Here is a 16,071-nt window from a genome sequence, read left to right as displayed (position 1 = left end):
ATGGCCGTGACGCCCTCGGCGCGCCGGGAACCCGGACCTCGGAACGCCCGTGCGATACCGGCGCCTTGGTGCTGCTTCGCGGCGAAATCCCCGTGAAGGGGCCCGTCTGTTCGTGACGCCGGACCATTTGGCGCCCCGGCACACCGCGGCGTCGCTGGAGGCCGCCTACGCCGGAGCCTCCGCACTGTCGCTCGCCGGTCTTGGCGTGGTGTGCGCGCCACTGCCCGCACCGTCCGGGCGGTTCACCGTAGACACCGGGGCCGGTGTGCCCGGCGTGACCCCGTGGTGGGAGGGGCGGTCCCCGACGGAGGCGGAGGCGGCCCGACCCGGGCACGTGCGCGAGGTGGACGCCGTGCCGGCCGCGCCGCACGGCGCCGCACCACCGGAGGGCCTGCGGCACTGGGCTCCGCGGGTCGGCCCGGGGTTCGCCGATGAGCTACGGGCTCGCACGGCCGACGCGGAACTGCTCGCCGCCGGCGCGGGCGACCGCTTGCGCCCCGACCCGGCGATGGCCGAGCTGTTCGCGCTCGACCGGCGGCTCTCCGGGATCGTCGAGTACGCGGGCTGGTTCGCCGCCCCGCACACCGGTACCGACGACGATCACGTGGCCCTGCGAGGGCTGTACGAGGAGTTGTCGGACGCTCCGGGGTGACCCCGTGCCCGCGCGACGCGCCGCCGGCGGGCTCGGACCGTCAGGCTTCCTCGGCCGGAAGCGCGTACAGCCGGGGCAGGTTGACCACCACCGCCTCCTGGGTGCTGCGCGCGATGACCACCACGGCCTCCTCGGTGGGGTCGGGGTTCTCCTCGCGGTGCGGCACGAACGGCGGGACGAAGACGTAGTCACCGGGTGAGGTGCGCAGACGTACCTCCTGGGGCTCGTCACCCGAGTCGTCCAGGAACACGAACTCGGGGTGGCCGCCGACCACGTAGATGGCGGTCTCGGACGCGCCGTGATGGTGGTCGGAGGAGGAGGTCGCGGGGGCCACCAGGGTCTGGCCCATCCACAGCTTCTCGGAGCCGACGGTCCTGCCGCTGATGGCGGCGAACCGGCGCATGCCGCCGGTCTGTGCCGTGTCGCCGTCCAGGGAGTCCGCGCGGATGTGGTGCAGACGGGTACGCAACGATGCCGCGTGGCCCGGGGCGTCGGGGAGATGCGGGTGGAAACCTTCACCCGGGGTCGTCGTCAACGGCTCGCTCATGGCACGGACGCTAGAGCGGTGGCAAAAAGGATGTCAAGAGGTGTCTTTTAGGCTTCACCTGCGGCAATGTTCCCGCAACGAACCGGGGGAGGTGTCGGCGGCCCGCCGGAACTCCTCGCCCCCGACCGGCTGTCCGGGCATGATGGGCGCATGCATATCTCCGCGAAGGCGGACTACGCCACGCGGGCTCTCCTGGAGCTCGCCCGTGAAGCCGGCCGTCCGCTCACCTGCGAGGCCATCGCCTCCTCGCAGGAGATTCCGTTCCGGTTCCTGAAGTCCGTGGTGGGCGAGTTGCGCAAGGCCGGTCTGGTGCGCAGCCAGCGCGGCTGCGAGGGCGGGTACTGGCTCGGCAGGCCCGCCGAGGAGATCACCCTTCTGGACGTCGTGCGCGCCGTCGACGGCGAAGTGATCACCCTGCGCGGTGAGTCGCTGGCCGGGCTGGACTACCCGGGTCCCGCGGCGGCCCTGCCCCGCGTGTGGCGGCAGGTCGAGGCGGATGCGGCGGCCGTTCTGGGCGGGCTGGCCCTCGCCTCGCTGCTGCCCGCCGGTGAGGCCGGGCAGCGCCCCAGGATCGGCGCCGCGTGACCCGCGCCCCGGAGCCTGCGGTGGAGGTGGTGGAGTACACCGACCCCCTGTGCCCCTGGTCCTGGGGGTCGGAGCCGGTCCTCCGCCAACTGCGGGAGGCGCTGGCCGGCCGGGTCCGCTGGCGACGGGCGTACGCCGTCCTCTTCGACCACGACGACGACCCGGCGCCCGACCCGGTGGCCGAGACGGCCTGGTACGCGCGGTACGTGGAGGAGGTCACCACGCACACCCTGGCCCCGCGCGCGGTCCGGCTGAGCCGCGTGGCGGCCAGCTCCTGGCCCTCCTCGCTCGTCGCGAAGGCCGCCGAGCGCCAAGGCCCCGACGTGGCCGAGCGGGTGCTGCGGCGACTGCGGGAGACCGTCTTCGTACGCGGCGAACCGGCGGACACCACCGCGCTGGCGCTGTCCGCGGCGCGCGGGGTGCCGGACCTCGACCCGGCGCGGCTGGCGGCCGACGCCGCCGGTGCCGACGTGCTGGAAGGGGTACGAGCCGACCGTGCGGAGGCGCGCCGTCCGGTCCCCGAAGTACGGTCCGTGCGCGGCGGATCGCCGCATCCCGGCGCGGCCAAGGAGACCGCCGACGGCGGGTACCGCTACGCGCTGCCCACACTGCTGGTCCGGTCTCCCCCGGGGTACCGCGCCGTACCCGGTCTGCGCTCCTTCGAGGAGTACGCGACGGCCGTCGACGCCGTGTGCCCGGGGCTGGTGAGGGCCGCCGAACCGCTCTCCCCGGCCCAGGCGCTGGAGCGTTACCGGAGTCTGACCGAACCCGAACGGCGTTGGCTGGCGCGGGGGGCCTGGCCGCCGCCGCGCGCCGTCCGGGTGGACACCGGGAACGGCCCGCTGTGGCTGCATCCCCGGGAAGCCGCGGCGCATCCGGCCACCCGCCGCGGCCCCTCGCGGGGTTCGGGCCCCGAGGCCGCGGCCCGTTCCACCGAATGAGACACCAATTGGTGTCCATTGACAGTCTCTGACGGTCGGCCCCAGGATGTGGAGCATGCTCACGACGCACCCCGGTGTGGTGTGCCGCTACGTGGACCTGCGGCGCACCTCCAGCGCACTCTGTCGCTGACCACCGCCCGCCGCCCCCGGCCCTCAGGCGCCGCCTGACCTCCGCCCGCGGCACCGGCGTTCCGCCGGGCCCTCGCCCGCACCCGCGCCTCCACCTCCCCCTCCACGTCTCCGCCTCCCCCTCCGGGTTCCGCCGCGCGCCGTCCCCGTACCGCCCGGTCCGCCTCGCGGGACCACCGTTCCTCGTCGCCCGGAGCGGTGCCGTCGGCGCTCCACCACCTCCGGTGGCCCGTCCGTGCGGCCCTGCGCCGATGGTTCGCGTGGATTCGTCCAGATCTGTCCCCGTCCCCCGATCCCGCGTGCCTGCTTCGGGCCGGGACCCGCCACAGAAAGAATGAGATGCCCACACGAACCACGATCCGCCGCTCCGACGGCCGGGTCCGGCCCGCCCGGAAAGCCGGCGGCCTGCGGGCCGGAGCCCTCGGAACCGCCCTCGTCGCCCTCCTGGCCCCCGCCCTGAGCGGCTGCGGCGGCGACGCCTCCTCCGCGACCGGCGCCGCGACACTGAAGTGGGCTTCCTCGTACTTCCCGGCCCACTGGGACCCGGTGGTCTCGGGCAGCGGTGCGCAGTTCCGTCAACTCGCCCTGGTCTACTCCTCGTTGACCCGTACCGATGAGCAGGGAAAGGCGGTTCCCGACCTCGCCAGGAGCTGGGAGTACAACGCCGAGGGCGACCGGATCACCTTCCACCTGCGCCCCGGCCTGAAGTTCAGCGACGGGGAGCCGGTCGACGCCACCGCCGTCAAGACCGCGATCGAGCGGGCGCAGAAGCAGAAGAACTCCGCGCTCTTCGGCGACCTGACCTCGATCAAGTCGGTGGACGCCGACGGACTGGACGCGGTTCTCCACCTCACCCAGGTCGACTACCAGATCCCGCAGTTGCTCGGTGAGCGCGTGCTCCAGATCTCCAGCCCCAAGGCGGCCGCGGCCCCGGAGAAGCTGGACCAGAACCCCGTCGGCGCCGGCCCGTTCATCGTCCAGCAGCTGATACCGGGCACCAAGGCCGTCCTGAAGAAGAATCCGGACTACTGGGACGCGAAGAACATCCACATCGACAACGTCGAGCTGATCTCGGCCCCGGACGCGTCGACGGTCGTCTCCGGGCTGCAGACCGGCGTCTACAACTTCGCGGACATCGAACCGAGCCAGGCGGACGCCGCGAAGAAGGCCGGGCTCGACGTCTTCGTCCAGCCCGGCTTCAACGCCTCGAACATCAGCCTCAACGTCAACAAGGCACCGTTCAAGGACGGCAGGGTCGTCGACGCCGTCCGGCACGCGATCAACCGCCAGGAGTTCGTCGACAAACTGACCTTCGGGCACGGGGAGACGACCGACCAGCCGTTCCCGAAGGGGTACGTGGCCTACGACCCGGAGGCCGCCGACTCCTACCCGTACGACCCGGCGAAGTCGAAGGAGCTCCTCGCCGAAGCGGGGCACCGGGCCGGCGACATCAAGCTCGACCTGGTCATCCCGGCGGAGGATCCCCAGGCGGAGATCGTCCAGTCACAGTTGGCCGCGGTCGGCATCAAGGTCACGATCAAGGTCGACAAGAACTGGGCCACCCCGTTCTTCGCCAAGGACCTGACCTTCTCCCTGTACTCGACCACGGGCCGTGACTCCGCCGTACAGACCCTGACCGCGCACTTCGGTCCCAACGGCCCGCTCAACCTCAGCACCCCGTACGAGCCGGACGGCTTCGAGGCGGCCGTCGCGAAGGTCCGCCGGACCCCGCTGGACGCGCCGGACTACCCGGAGGTCCTGCGGGCGGCGACCCGGGCGGGCCTCGGGAGCAAGGCGCTGGTGTTCACGTACTCCTCGCCGAACCTCTTCGCCAAGAGCACATCGGTCTCCGGCCTGCCGAAGAACCCGGCCCACATCGACTGGACCGGCGTGACCCTGTCCGGGAACTGACATCCACCTGCTCCGGAGCATCCGTCCACTCCGGAGCCGGAGCCGGAGCATCCATCCACTCCAGAGAGGAGGCAGCCCCATGACGACCACCGCACCCGCGGTCACCCCAGCACGCCGCCGCGGGGTCGCCGCGACCAGGGCGCGGCACGCGCCGGGCCGGGTCCTGGGCGTCCTCGCCCGGTCGGTCGCGATCTTCGTACCGGTGTTCCTGGTCGCGACCTTCGTGACGTTCGCGCTCCGGTCGCTGAGCGGGCTCAGCCCGGCGCGGATCCAGCTCGGCGAGCAGGCGACCCCCGAGGCGATCGGGCGGATCGAGGCCCAGTGGGGTCTCGACAAGCCCTTCCTGACCCAGTACTGGCACTGGTTCACCGATGTCCTGCACGGACAGCTCGGCGTCAGCTGGGTCAACGGGGCCGACATCTCCACGCTCATCGGCCTCGGCCTGGGGGTGAGCCTCTCGGTCGCCGTCCTCGCCCTGATCATCGGGGTGCTGGCCGGCTTCGTCCTCGGCACGGTGGCCGCGGTCCGGCGCACCACGCCCCTCGACCGCGCGATCACGGGGTTCGTCACCGTGATCTCGGTGATGCCGGCCTTCGTCGTCGGGATCGTGCTGGTCACGGTCTTCGCGGTCGGACTCGGCCTGTTCCCCTCGGCCGGTTACGTCCCCGCCGAGCAGGGGATCGGCCCGTGGCTCGCGCACATCACACTCCCCGCGCTCGCGCTGAGCTTCGACGTCATCGCCGACGTCGCCCGCCAGCTCCGTACCAGCCTCATCGCGGCGTACGGCGAGAACTACGTGACAGGTGCGGTGGTACGGGGACTCGGGCCGCGGCGGATCTTCTTCGGACATGTCCTGCGCAACGGCCTCGGGCCGGCGCTCGCCACGCTCGGCCTCAAGTTCCCGTCGCTGGTGGGCGCCTCCGTCGTCACGGAGTGGATCTTCGGCCTGCAGGGCTTCGGCCGGTTCGCCAACGACTCCGCCCAGGCCGGGGACGTGCCCGCGGTGCAGGGCGTCCTCGTGGTGTCGATCGTCCTGGTCGTCACCTTCAACCTGATCGTCAACCTGGTGCTGGCCCGCGTGACTCCGGCCGCCCAGCGGGGGGTGTGACATGGTGCGACGCGTCTTCGCCCTGACGTCCGGCAGGATCGCCGTCTCCCTCCTCGTCCTCGTCGCGCTCCTGGCGGTCCTCGGCCCGTGGCTCGCTCCGCATGATCCGCTGGCCACCAGCGAGCACACGCTCGGGGACGCCTCGGGCACCAACTGGCTGGGTACGGACCACCTCGGCCGTGATGTGTTCAGCCGCCTGCTCGACGGGTCGCGCGTCAGTGTGCTCGGCTCGCTCGAAGTCGCGCTGACGGCGCTGGCCGTCGGCGCGGTGCCCGGCATCCTCTCCGTCCACCTGGGCCGGGGCTTCGAGTGGCTCACCCTCCGCCTGGCCGACACACTGGTCGCCCTGCCGTTCCTGCTGTTCGCCGTCGCGGTGATCGCACTGCTCGGCAACGGCATCACCCAGGCCATGCTCGTCACGGGCGCGTTGGTCTCGCCGCTCTTCTACCGGGTCGCCCGCGCCGCCACGCTGGCCGTCGCGCGCTCCCCGTACGTGGAGGCCGCGCTCATCTCCGGCGCCTCGATCGGCTGGGTGGTGCGCCGGCACGTCTGGGGCAAGGTGCTCCCGCCGCTCGCGGTCGCGCTCGCCCAGACCATCGGCGTCGGCTTCGTCATCGTGTCGAGCCTGACCTTCCTCGGCATCGGCGTCCAGCCGCCCGCGCCCACCTGGGGCGGTCTGCTCGCCTCGGACCTGGGCTATCTCAGCCACCAGCCGTGGGCACCGCTGGCGCCCGCACTGCTGATCATGGTCACCGTCTGGGCCTGCAACCTCCTCGCCGACGCGATCCGCGATGTCTCAGGTGAGGCGGGCCGGGCGCTGGTCAACCACCGCAAGGCCCGTGCCGGGCGCCGCGACAACGCCCGTTCCGTCTCCGCCGGAGGTGCCCGATGACGACCCTGTCCCAGAACACCGCGCCCGAACGGACGCGGGCCACGCACCCGACGGCTCCACCGGTGCTCGCGGTCCGCGACGTACGGATCAGCGACCTGGTCGCCGACCGGGACATCGTCCACGGGGTGAGCTTCGACCTCACCCCCGGCAAGGCCGTCGGCATCGTCGGCGAGTCCGGCAGCGGCAAAACCCTCACCTGCCGTGCGGCGCTCGGCATCCTTCCCCCGCACTTCGAGATCACCGGCGGCTCCGTCGAGATCGCCGGCACCGACATCGCGACCCTGACGCCCCGCCGGTGGACGGCCCTGCGCGGCGCCACGATCAGCGCGGTCTTCCAGGACCCGGCGTCGTACCTCAACCCGGCGATCCGCGTGGGCGCCCAGATCGCCGAGGTCGTCCGGGTCAAGAAGGGGCTGAAGCGGCGCGAGGCACGGCGCCGCGCCGTCGAACTGCTGCGGGCCGTACGGCTCAGGGACCCGGAGCTGGTCTACGGCCAGTACACCTACGAGCTCTCCGGGGGCATGCTCCAGCGCGTCCTGATCGCGGCGGCCATCGCCGCCGAACCGCGGGTCCTCATCGCCGACGAGGCCACGACGGCGCTCGACGTGACCGTCCAGGCCGAGATCCTCGACCTCCTCGCCGAACTGCGCGAGCGGACCGGCCTGGCCCTCGTGGTCGTCTCCCACGACCTGGCCGTCGTCGCCCAGGTGTGCGACGAGGTGCTCGTGATGCGGGAGGGCGCCGTGGTGGAGCAAGGCCCGACGCGGTCGGTGCTGTACGACCCGCGCCACGCGTACACCCGGCTGCTCATCGCCGAGCACGACCAGTACGGCCTGGAGAAGTTCCTCACCCCCAAGGAGACGCCGTGACCGTCGAGTTCACCGCGGAGACAGCGGGCGGCCGCGCGATGGCAGCGGCCGGCCGCGTGGAGACCCCCGACGCGGTACCGGACGCCGTCCTGGACGTCACCGGCCTCGATGTGCACTACGGCCGGGGCCGCGGGCGCCACCACGCCCTGCGCGGCGTCTCGCTGAGCGTCGCACCCGGCGAGACCCTCGGCGTCATCGGCGAGACGGGTTCGGGCAAGTCCACGCTCGCCCGCGCCGTCCTCGGTCTGGTGCGCGCCTCGGCCGGGTCGGTCGTCGTCGACGGTGAGGACGTACGGACGTACGGCGGCCGCCAGTGGCGCCGCCTGCGCCGGCGCGGCGTGATCCAGTACGTCTTCCAGGACCCGCTGCGCAGCCTCGACCCGGATCTCACCATCGAGGAATCCCTGATCGAACCGCTGCTCGTCCAGGGCGTCCCGCGCAAGGAGGCGGCCGAGCGGGCCCGCGTGTTCCTCGGGCGGGTCCGCCTCGCCGAGGAACTGCTCGGCCGGCTCCCCGGAGAACTCTCCGGGGGACAGCGGCAGCGGGTCGCCGTGGCCCGCGCGCTGGTCACCGAGCCCCGGCTGGTCATTCTCGACGAGCCGGTCAGCGCCCTCGACTCCGCCAACCGCGTCCAGATCCTGGAGATCCTCAAGGAACTCAGGACCGCCGGGGTGGCCCTCGTCCTCATCTCCCACGACCTCGGCTCCGTCGCGGGGACCGCCGACCGCATCGCCGTGCTCTACCGGGGCGAGCTCGTCGAGACCGGCCCCGTCCGTGACGTCATCAACCACCCGCGCCACGCCTACACCCGCCTGCTCGTCAGCTCCGCCCCCACCCTGCGCACGAACCCCGTCGACCGGACCGAGCGCGAGGCCCTGCGCGCGCGGCTCGGTGCCTGAGCGGACCGGCGCACCACAGAGAGGAACCCCCATGTCCCGCAGGATCCACCTCGCGTTGCACCCGTACGGCGTCGGCGGCCCCGGCCAGCACGGGCTCTGGAAGGACCCGCGCGTCGCGAAGAACGCCAGCATCGACATCAACTACTACATCCGGCAGGCCCAGGCGGCCGAACACGCGCTCTTCGACGCCCTGTTCGTCGTCGACAGCCAGTTCATCAACGCCACCTACCCGGCGCACTACCTCAACCGGCTGGAGCCGCTCACCCTGCTGTCCGCGGTCGCCACCCACACCCGGCACATCGGCCTGGTCGGCACCGCGAGTTCGACGTACAACTCACCGTTCAACCTCGCCCGCCGCTTCGCCTCGCTCGACCACATCAGCGGCGGCCGGGCCGGCTGGAACGTGGTGACCAGCTTCGACACCGGCACGTCCAGGAACTACGGACTCGACGAACACCTGGACTACGCCACCCGGTACGGCCGCGCCCTGGAGTTCGTCCAGGTGGCCCGCGGCCTGTGGGACTCGTACGAGGACGACGCCTTCCCCGCCGACGTGGCGCGCGACCTCTTCCTCGACCCGGCCAAGCTGCACGCGCTCGACCACGCCGGCGAGCACTTCACGGTCGCGGGACCGCTCAACCTGTCGCGTTCGCCGCAGGGCCAGCCGGTCATCTTCCAGGCCGGGGTCTCCGAGGAGGGCCGCGATCTCGCCGCGCGGGTCGCCGAGGGCATCTACGCGCCGGGCGGCCCACTGCGGCAGGCGCAGGAGTACTACGCCGACATCAAGAAGCGCACCGCCGCGTACGGACGCGACCCCGAGCACATCAAGATCTTCCTCCACGGCGGCCCGGTCGTCGCCGCGACCGACGAGGCCGCGCTCCGCCGCGAGCGCGAGATCTTCGAGGAGGACAACGACTTCGACCGCAACCTCGCGCTCCTCGGCCGCTCGTTCGGCGCGTACGACTTCAGCCGGCACGACCTGGACGCGCCGTTTCCCGACGTCGCCCACCTCGCGGAGAACGGGGGAAGGACGGGTGCCGCCAAGATCATCGAGCGGGCGGCGGCCAGCGAACTGACGCTCCGTCAAGTCGCCGATTCGCTGGGGGAGTTCCGCCGCTCGCCTTTCGTCGGGGCGCCGGAGACGGTGGCCGACCGGATCGAGGAGTGGTTCGGCGCGGGCACCTTCGACGGCATCAACCTGGCCTTCCGTACCGACGACGACCTGAACCTCTTCGTCGACGGCGTCGTACCGATCCTGCGCGAGCGCGGGTTGTTCCGTACCGAGTACGAGGCCGACACCCTGCGCGGCAACCTCGGCCTGCCGGTCCCCGCCAACCGCCACACCCCCGAGCGCCGGCTCGTGACCGACTGAGGCGCCGGCCATGAGCGGACACCATCCACCCAGGACCGGAAGCCCGCGTCCCCGTCCGACGCCGCCGGCGACCCCGAACCGAACCAGCAGGAGCATGAGTTGACCGAGTACACCGACCACCACGGTCCTGACGGCCTGCGCATTCGCGGCACGGTCATCGTGGTCCCCGGCCGGGGAGAGACCCGGGCGGCCTACACCCGGTTCGGCAGGCGGCTCGCCGCCGACGCGTACCGCGTGCGCGTCGTCGACGCCCCGGACCTCGACACCGACGACCCGACCGGCTCACTGACCCGCTTCGGCGCCCGCCTCGCCGAGGCAGTCGAGGGCACCGCGGCGCAGGACGGTGTCATCCGTCCGGTCGTGCTGGTGGGGGCGGACACCGGCGCCGTCGCCGCCGCGCTCCTCGGCCGGGAGGAGGCCCCGGCCGCCGGGCGGCCGGACGCCGTGGTGCTCGCGGGGCTTCCGGGCCGGGGGGCCACCGGAGTCGGCGTCTGGGACCAGGAACTCGACGTACGCACCTCCTGCCCCGCCCATCGGGCCGCGCTCACCGACGACCCCGGGACGCGGCGCGGCTCGCTCGGCGACGCGGTGCCCGACGCACTGCTCACGGCGGCCTACGAGAGCGACATCGCCGTGCCGGTGCTGATCCTCGTCGGCGACGCCGATCCGCTCGCGGACCGTGACGCGCTCGCCCGCGCGGCCACGTCCCTGCCCCGCGCCCGGCTCTCGGTGGTCCGCGGCGCCCACCACGACGTCCTGAACGACCTGCAGCACCGTTCGGTGGCGGCGGAGACCGTCACCTTCCTGGAGACGCTGCGCGACGACCTGGTGCCGTTGATCACGGTGCGGTCGAGCGCGTGGTGACCACGCCGTACGACGGGCGCCCGGGCCGACTGCCCCGGCCCGCCCGCCCCTTCTGAACCCCGAACCGGGAAGGTCCCTCCCATGGCTGTCATCCTGTCCGTCTCCGGAAGCCCCTCCGCCACCTCCCGCACCGCACGCCTCCTGTGCCACCTGGACGACCGGCTCCGGCACCAGGGCCACGACGTGACCTCGCTGGAAGTCCGGAGCCTGCCCGCCGAGGCGCTGCTCGGCGCCGACTTCCGGCACCCCGCCGTCGTGGAGGCCACGGCCCTGTTCGAGCGGGTGGACGGTGTGGTGATCGGCACGCCCGTCTACAAGGCCGCCTACTCCGGGCTGCTGAAGTCCCTGCTGGACCTGCTTCCGCAGTACGCCCTGGCCGGCAAGACGGTACTGCCGCTGGCCACCGGCGGCAGCACGGCCCACGTCCTCGCCATCGACTACGCGCTGCGCCCGGTGCTCAGTTCCATGGGCGCCTCGCACATCGTCCCGGGCTGGTTCACCCTCGACAAGGACATCACCGTCGGCGACGACGGGAAGCTGACGGTCGCGCCGGGCTCCGCCGAGGCCCTGGCACAGGTGACGGACCAGTTCTCCGCCGCGCTGGGCGGCCGTCGGACGGTGCTGGCCGCCGCCGGCTGAGCGGGGGCGCGCAGGACCGGAACGACGAACGTCCGGGCCGGCCTCAGGAGGCCGGCCCGGACGTCGGGGTCGGACGTCGGCGTCAGATGCCAGATGCCAGATGCCAGATGTCAGATGTCAGATGTCAGGATCGTACGTCGGGACCGGACGGTGCCGGACCGGACGTCACCATCAGACGAGGTCGAACCGGTCGAGGTTCATGACCTTGTTCCACGCGGCGACGAAGTCCTTCACGAACTTCTCCTTCGCGTCATCGCTCGCGTAGACCTCGGCGAGCGCCCGCAGCTCGGAGTTCGAGCCGAAGACCAGGTCGGCGCGGCTGCCGGTCCACTTGACCTCGCCCGTGGCGTCGCGGCCCTCGAACGTGTTCGCGTCCGCGGACGTCGCCGTCCACTCCGTGCCCAGGTCGAGCAGGTTGGCGAAGAAGTCGTTGGTCAGCGCCCCGGGGGTGGCGGTGAGGACGCCGAGCGACGACTGCTGGTGGTTCGCGCCGAGGACGCGGAGGCCACCGACGAGGACCGTCATCTCGGGAGCGCTCAGGTTGAGCAGGTTCGCCCGGTCCAGCAGCAGGTACTCGGCCGGCAGCCGGTTGCCCTTGCCGAGGTAGTTGCGGAACCCGTCGGCGGCCGGTTCGAGCGCGGCGAACGACTCCACGTCGGTCTGCTCCTGCGACGCGTCCGCACGGCCCGGCGCGAAGGGCACCTCGACGTCGAAACCGGCGTCCTTGGCGGCCTTCTCGACGGCCGCACCACCGGCGAGCACGATCAGGTCGGCCAGCGAGACCTGCTTGCCGCCGGCCTGGGCGGCGTTGAAGGTCTGCTGGATCCCCTCCAGCGTGCTCAGCACCGTCGCGAGCCGGTCGGGGTCGTTGGCCTCCCACCCGCTCTGCGGCTCCAGGCGGATCCGCGCACCGTTGGCACCGCCGCGCTTGTCACTGCCGCGGAAGGAGGAGGCCGCCGCCCACGAGGTGGAGACGAGCTGGGAGACCGACAGACCGGAGCCGAGGATCTCGCTCTTGAGGCCGGCGATGTCACCGGCGTCGACCAGCTCGTGCGTCACCGCGGGGAGCGGGTCCTGCCAGGGCAGCTCCTCGGCCGGGACCTCCGGGCCGAGGTAGCGCACGGCCGGGCCCATGTCGCGGTGGGTCAGCTTGAACCACGCGCGGGCGAAGGCGTCCGCGAACGCCTCGGGGTCCTGGTGGAAGCGTCGCGAGATCTCCTCGTAGGCCGGGTCGAACCGGAGCGAGAGGTCCGTCGTGAGCATCGTCGGGGCGTGGGTCTTCGACGCGTCGTGGGCGTCGGGGACGGTGCCCGCGCCGGTGCCGTCCTTCGGCCGCCACTGGTTCGCGCCCGCGGGGCTCTGGAACAGCTCCCACTCGTATCCGAACAGGATCTCGAAGAAACTGTTGTCCCAGGTCACCGGGGTGTCCGTCCAGATGCCCTCAAGGCCGCTGGTGATCGCGTCGCCACCCTTGCCGGTGCCGAAGGAGTTCTTCCAGCCGAGGCCCTGGTCCTCGATCGAGGCGGCCTCGGGGTTGGCGCCGACATGGTCGGCCGGGCCCGCGCCATGGGTCTTGCCGAAGGTGTGACCGCCCGCGATCAGGGCGACCGTCTCCTCGTCGTTCATCGCCATCCGGCGGAACGTCTCACGGATGTCGCGGGCCGCGGCGACCGGGTCCGGGTTGCCGTTCGGGCCCTCCGGGTTGACGTAGATGAGGCCCATCTGGACCGCGCCGAGCGGGCTCTCCAGGTCACGGTCGCCGGTGTAGCGCTCGTCGTCGAGCCAGGTGGTCTCGGGACCCCAGTAGACGTCCTCGTCGGGCTCCCACACGTCCGCGCGACCGCCGGCGAAGCCGAAGGTCTTGAAGCCCATCGTCTCCAGGGCGACATTGCCGGCGAGGATCATGAGGTCGGCCCACGAGAGCGCCTGGCCGTACTTCTTCTTGACCGGCCACAGCAGGCGGCGGGCCTTGTCGAGGTTTCCGTTGTCCGGCCAGCTGTTGAGGGGGGCGAAGCGCTGCTGCCCGGCCCCGGCGCCGCCGCGGCCGTCGCTGATCCGGTACGTGCCCGCGCTGTGCCACGCCATACGGACCATGAACGGGCCGTAGTGACCGAAGTCGGCCGGCCACCAGTCCTGCGAGTCCGTCATGACGTCCGCGACGTCCCGCTTCACGGCCGGGAGGTCGAGGGTTTTGAACGCCTCGGCGTAGTCGAACTCCTCGCCGAGCGGGTTGGCCACGGCGGGGTTCTTGGCGAGGATCTTCAGGTTGAGCCGCTCCGGCCACCACTGGCGGTTTCCGCCGCCCTGAGTCGGGTGCGGGGCCCGCCCGTGCACGACCGGGCAGCCACCTCCGCCTCCGCTCTCCTTCTTCGCGTCTACGACGATTTCATCATGGTTCTCAGACATGGGAATCCTTCCGGACCGGGTGGATCGTGGTGCTCAGGAACGGTGGCTGGTGGAATGGCCGGGGGAGGTGATCGCCTCGACGTCGAAGTGGTGGTCGCCCGGAGGGTCCGCGGGGGTGCGCCGCGAGCGGCCGTCATCCGCGTACCGGCACCGCCCGGTGTCTCGGCGGTGGTCCCGTCACGTCGCTGTCTCCTGCCGTACGGGAGTCTTCCTGCCCCTTGGCTATCGTCGGAACCGATCCTACAATGGACAGAGTCTTAGTCAAGAAGCACATCAAACCCCACTCCGGATCTGGCCCCGGGCGCCCACCGGTAAACTTCGGGTATCCCACCAAACCTGAATAGGTGAACCGATATGAGTGACCTGCTGGAGCGACTGCGAGGGCGTGGCTGGCGGATGACCTCCCAGCGACGTGTCGTCGCGGAGGTCCTCGACGGCGACCACGTACACCTCACGGCCGACGAGGTGCACGCCCGCGCGGCCCGGCGGCTGCCCGAGATCTCCCGGGCGACCGTGTACAACACCCTCGGGGAGATGGTCTCCCTCGGCGAGGTCCTGGAGGTCTCCACGGACGGCCGCGCCAAGCGTTACGACCCCAACGCGCACCGGCCGCACCAGCACCTGGTGTGCTCCGCCTGCGGCACCATCCGCGATGTCCACCCGACCGGCAATCCGCTGGCGGACCTTCCCGCGGGGGAGCGGTTCGGCTTCACGGTGTCCGAGGTCGAGGTCACCTACCGCGGCGTGTGCCCGGCGTGCTCGTAGGTTCCCGGGTTCCTGGCCGCACGGGGCCGGCCGGGAACGCCGGGCGCCCGGCGAGCCCCGGGCGCCCGTCGCCTCATGGTCTCAGCGGTGAGCGCCGGAGCGGCCGGTGAGCAGCGGCAGGGGTACGTAGTCGGCGATCGCCCGCTGCCCGGCGATGTTCGCGTGGACGCCGTCGCCGGTGTCGTAGTCGAGGCGCACGCGGTTGGGCTGGAGCGGGTCCTTCAGCACCTGGTCGAAGTCGATCACGCCGTCACACGCGCCTGAGCAGTCGTTCCCCTTCTTGACGACGGTATTGACGGTGTACCGGTCGAGATTGTGCTGGTCGGTGTACGAGGCGCGCGGGGTGATCGGGGTGACGTACACCTTGATCCCGGCCTGGCGCAGCCGCTGGAACACCGTGTCGTAGCTCGCGAGGATCGAGTCCGCCGTGCAGCCGTTGGCCAGGTCGTTCGTCCCGTAGTAGTAGATGACGCCCGTGACCCCGTGCAGCGCGAGCACATCGCGGTCCAGCCTGGCCGGCCCGTCCAGGCCGGCGAGTTCGCCGGGAGTGCGGGGGCAGGCGTCGGAACTCGTCGTTCCGCTGATCCCCGCGTTGGCGACCGCCAGTTGCCGGTCCGGGGGCAGCTCCTCGGTGATACGCCGCGCCAGCACGTCCGTCCACCGCTGGTTCGTCCCGGTCTCCGTGCAGCCAGGGCCGCAGTTGGTGCTGCCCACGCCGTCCACGACGGAGCTGCCGAAGGGCACGACCGTCCCCTTGAGGGCGGGGTTGCGGACATCGACGGCGCTGACCAGGAGAGTCGAGGTCACCTTCTCCGTGTAGGGGGCACCGGAGCGGTCGTCCGTATGGTCGCCGGAGTTCACCGGCGTTAGGTAGTTGTCGCGCAGCCCCGTTCCGTGCTGACCGGGGGTGACCGGTCCCGGGACGAACAGGGAGACCGCCACGTCCTGCTGAGGGCGCGTCAGCAGCCGGGCACTGTCGCTCCACACCTCACCTCCCGGCGGGATCGTGACGGCCCGCCGGCCCGTGAAGGTGACCGGTACGGCGGCGCCGACGATCGCCGCCCCCTCCCCGCCGCGCCCCACGGTGACGCCGTCGACCGTCAGCGGCGCCGTGCCGAAGGTGTTCTGGACCCGGATGCGCAGTGCGTCGCCACCCTGACTGAGATGGGTGATCATCCGTACGGACTGGTTGGTCAAGGTCCTCGGAGCGAGGGCCTGTTGGGACTGGGCCCAGGAGGTGAACCAGGAGCGTCCGGCCGGCGGGGCGCCGGGCGCGGAAGCGGATGTGGAAGAGGACGCGGAGGGCGTGAAGCCGGCCATGGCGAGGACGAGGGCCGTCGAGACGACGGCGCGTCTCACTCCGCTGGTACGCGGTCTGGACATCGGCGCGATTCCTTCCCGGTCTGCGGCCAGGTCTGCCGCGATGCGTGACGTCGGGGTACCGAGGGTGGCGCGGGACTGACGAGGCGACTGGGGTCAAACCACCTGATCG

Annotated in this window: 15 protein-coding genes; 12 read left to right on the top strand and 3 right to left on the bottom strand. The window is 71.9% G+C overall.

Annotation, left to right across the window (positions count from 1 at the left end; all coding sequences use genetic code 11):
• Positions 1 to 112: 112 nt before the first annotated feature.
• Entirely contained in the window at positions 113 to 652 is a 540-nt protein-coding gene (locus ACFXPL_RS13740; protein WP_384917508.1) for a hypothetical protein, read from the top strand.
• Positions 653 to 692: 40 nt separating this feature from the next.
• Here ACFXPL_RS13740 and ACFXPL_RS13735 read toward each other — a convergent pair whose 3' ends face one another.
• Positions 693 to 1,199: a cupin domain-containing protein gene (locus tag ACFXPL_RS13735; RefSeq protein WP_384917504.1), complete on the bottom strand. Its 507-nt coding sequence runs from the start codon at positions 1,197 to 1,199 to the stop codon at positions 693 to 695.
• Positions 1,200 to 1,349: 150 nt separating this feature from the next.
• Between ACFXPL_RS13735 and ACFXPL_RS13730 the strand changes: the two genes are divergently transcribed.
• From ACFXPL_RS13730 to ssuE, 10 genes are all read left to right on the top strand, one after another.
• The gene (locus tag ACFXPL_RS13730) at positions 1,350 to 1,784 is read left to right on the top strand and encodes an RrF2 family transcriptional regulator (RefSeq protein ID WP_384917501.1); all 435 of its coding nucleotides are present in this window, start codon (positions 1,350 to 1,352) and stop codon (positions 1,782 to 1,784) included.
• A complete protein-coding gene (locus tag ACFXPL_RS13725; RefSeq protein ID WP_384917498.1) occupies positions 1,781 to 2,725 on the top strand; it encodes a DsbA family protein in 945 nt (314 codons plus the stop codon). Before ACFXPL_RS13730 ends, ACFXPL_RS13725 begins: the two co-directional genes overlap by 4 nt.
• Positions 2,726 to 3,193: 468 nt before the next feature.
• Entirely contained in the window at positions 3,194 to 4,765 is a 1,572-nt protein-coding gene (locus ACFXPL_RS13720) for an ABC transporter substrate-binding protein (protein WP_384917495.1), read from the top strand.
• A gap of 79 nt (positions 4,766 to 4,844) precedes the next feature.
• Positions 4,845 to 5,873 (top strand): ABC transporter permease, encoded by a 1,029-nt coding sequence (locus ACFXPL_RS13715; protein WP_384917492.1) that lies wholly within the window; start codon positions 4,845 to 4,847, stop codon positions 5,871 to 5,873.
• 1 nt (position 5,874) lies between these two features.
• Positions 5,875 to 6,765 (top strand): ABC transporter permease, encoded by an 891-nt coding sequence (locus ACFXPL_RS13710; protein WP_384917489.1) that lies wholly within the window; start codon positions 5,875 to 5,877, stop codon positions 6,763 to 6,765.
• The gene (locus ACFXPL_RS13705; RefSeq protein WP_384917486.1) at positions 6,762 to 7,634 is read left to right on the top strand and encodes an ABC transporter ATP-binding protein; all 873 of its coding nucleotides are present in this window, start codon (positions 6,762 to 6,764) and stop codon (positions 7,632 to 7,634) included. Before ACFXPL_RS13710 ends, ACFXPL_RS13705 begins: the two co-directional genes overlap by 4 nt.
• 38 nt (positions 7,635 to 7,672) lie before the next feature.
• Positions 7,673 to 8,533 carry an ABC transporter ATP-binding protein gene (locus ACFXPL_RS13700; protein ID WP_384917610.1) on the top strand — a complete coding sequence of 287 codons (861 nt, stop codon included), beginning with the start codon at positions 7,673 to 7,675 and terminating at the stop codon, positions 8,531 to 8,533.
• A 31-nt stretch (positions 8,534 to 8,564) separates the two neighbouring features.
• Positions 8,565 to 9,905, top strand: coding sequence for an NtaA/DmoA family FMN-dependent monooxygenase (locus tag ACFXPL_RS13695; protein ID WP_384917483.1), 1,341 nt, complete (start codon positions 8,565 to 8,567; stop codon positions 9,903 to 9,905).
• A gap of 99 nt (positions 9,906 to 10,004) precedes the next feature.
• Positions 10,005 to 10,769, top strand: a complete 765-nt coding sequence (locus tag ACFXPL_RS13690) for an alpha/beta hydrolase (RefSeq protein WP_384917480.1) — start codon at positions 10,005 to 10,007, stop codon at positions 10,767 to 10,769.
• A gap of 81 nt (positions 10,770 to 10,850) precedes the next feature.
• A complete protein-coding gene (gene ssuE, locus ACFXPL_RS13685; protein WP_384917477.1) occupies positions 10,851 to 11,408 on the top strand; it encodes an NADPH-dependent FMN reductase in 558 nt (185 codons plus the stop codon).
• A 171-nt stretch (positions 11,409 to 11,579) separates the two neighbouring features.
• Here the strand turns inward: ssuE and katG are convergent, their stop codons facing one another.
• Positions 11,580 to 13,814: a catalase/peroxidase HPI gene (gene katG, locus ACFXPL_RS13680; RefSeq protein ID WP_384917474.1), complete on the bottom strand. Its 2,235-nt coding sequence runs from the start codon at positions 13,812 to 13,814 to the stop codon at positions 11,580 to 11,582.
• Between the two features lie 354 nt (positions 13,815 to 14,168).
• On the opposite strand from katG, the gene ACFXPL_RS13675 reads away from it, so the two are divergent.
• On the top strand, positions 14,169 to 14,579 hold the full coding sequence (locus ACFXPL_RS13675) for a Fur family transcriptional regulator (protein ID WP_384917471.1): 411 nt from the start codon (positions 14,169 to 14,171) through the stop codon (positions 14,577 to 14,579).
• 81 nt (positions 14,580 to 14,660) lie between these two features.
• On the opposite strand, the gene ACFXPL_RS13670 is transcribed toward ACFXPL_RS13675, so the two are convergent.
• A complete protein-coding gene (locus ACFXPL_RS13670; RefSeq protein WP_384917469.1) occupies positions 14,661 to 15,962 on the bottom strand; it encodes a GDSL-type esterase/lipase family protein in 1,302 nt (433 codons plus the stop codon).
• Between the last annotated feature and the right edge of the window lie 109 nt (positions 15,963 to 16,071).

The organism is Streptomyces sp. NPDC059092 (assembly GCF_042756365.1).
Classification (GTDB): domain Bacteria; phylum Actinomycetota; class Actinomycetes; order Streptomycetales; family Streptomycetaceae; genus Streptomyces.
This window is presented reverse-complemented; position numbering and strand designations above follow the sequence as displayed.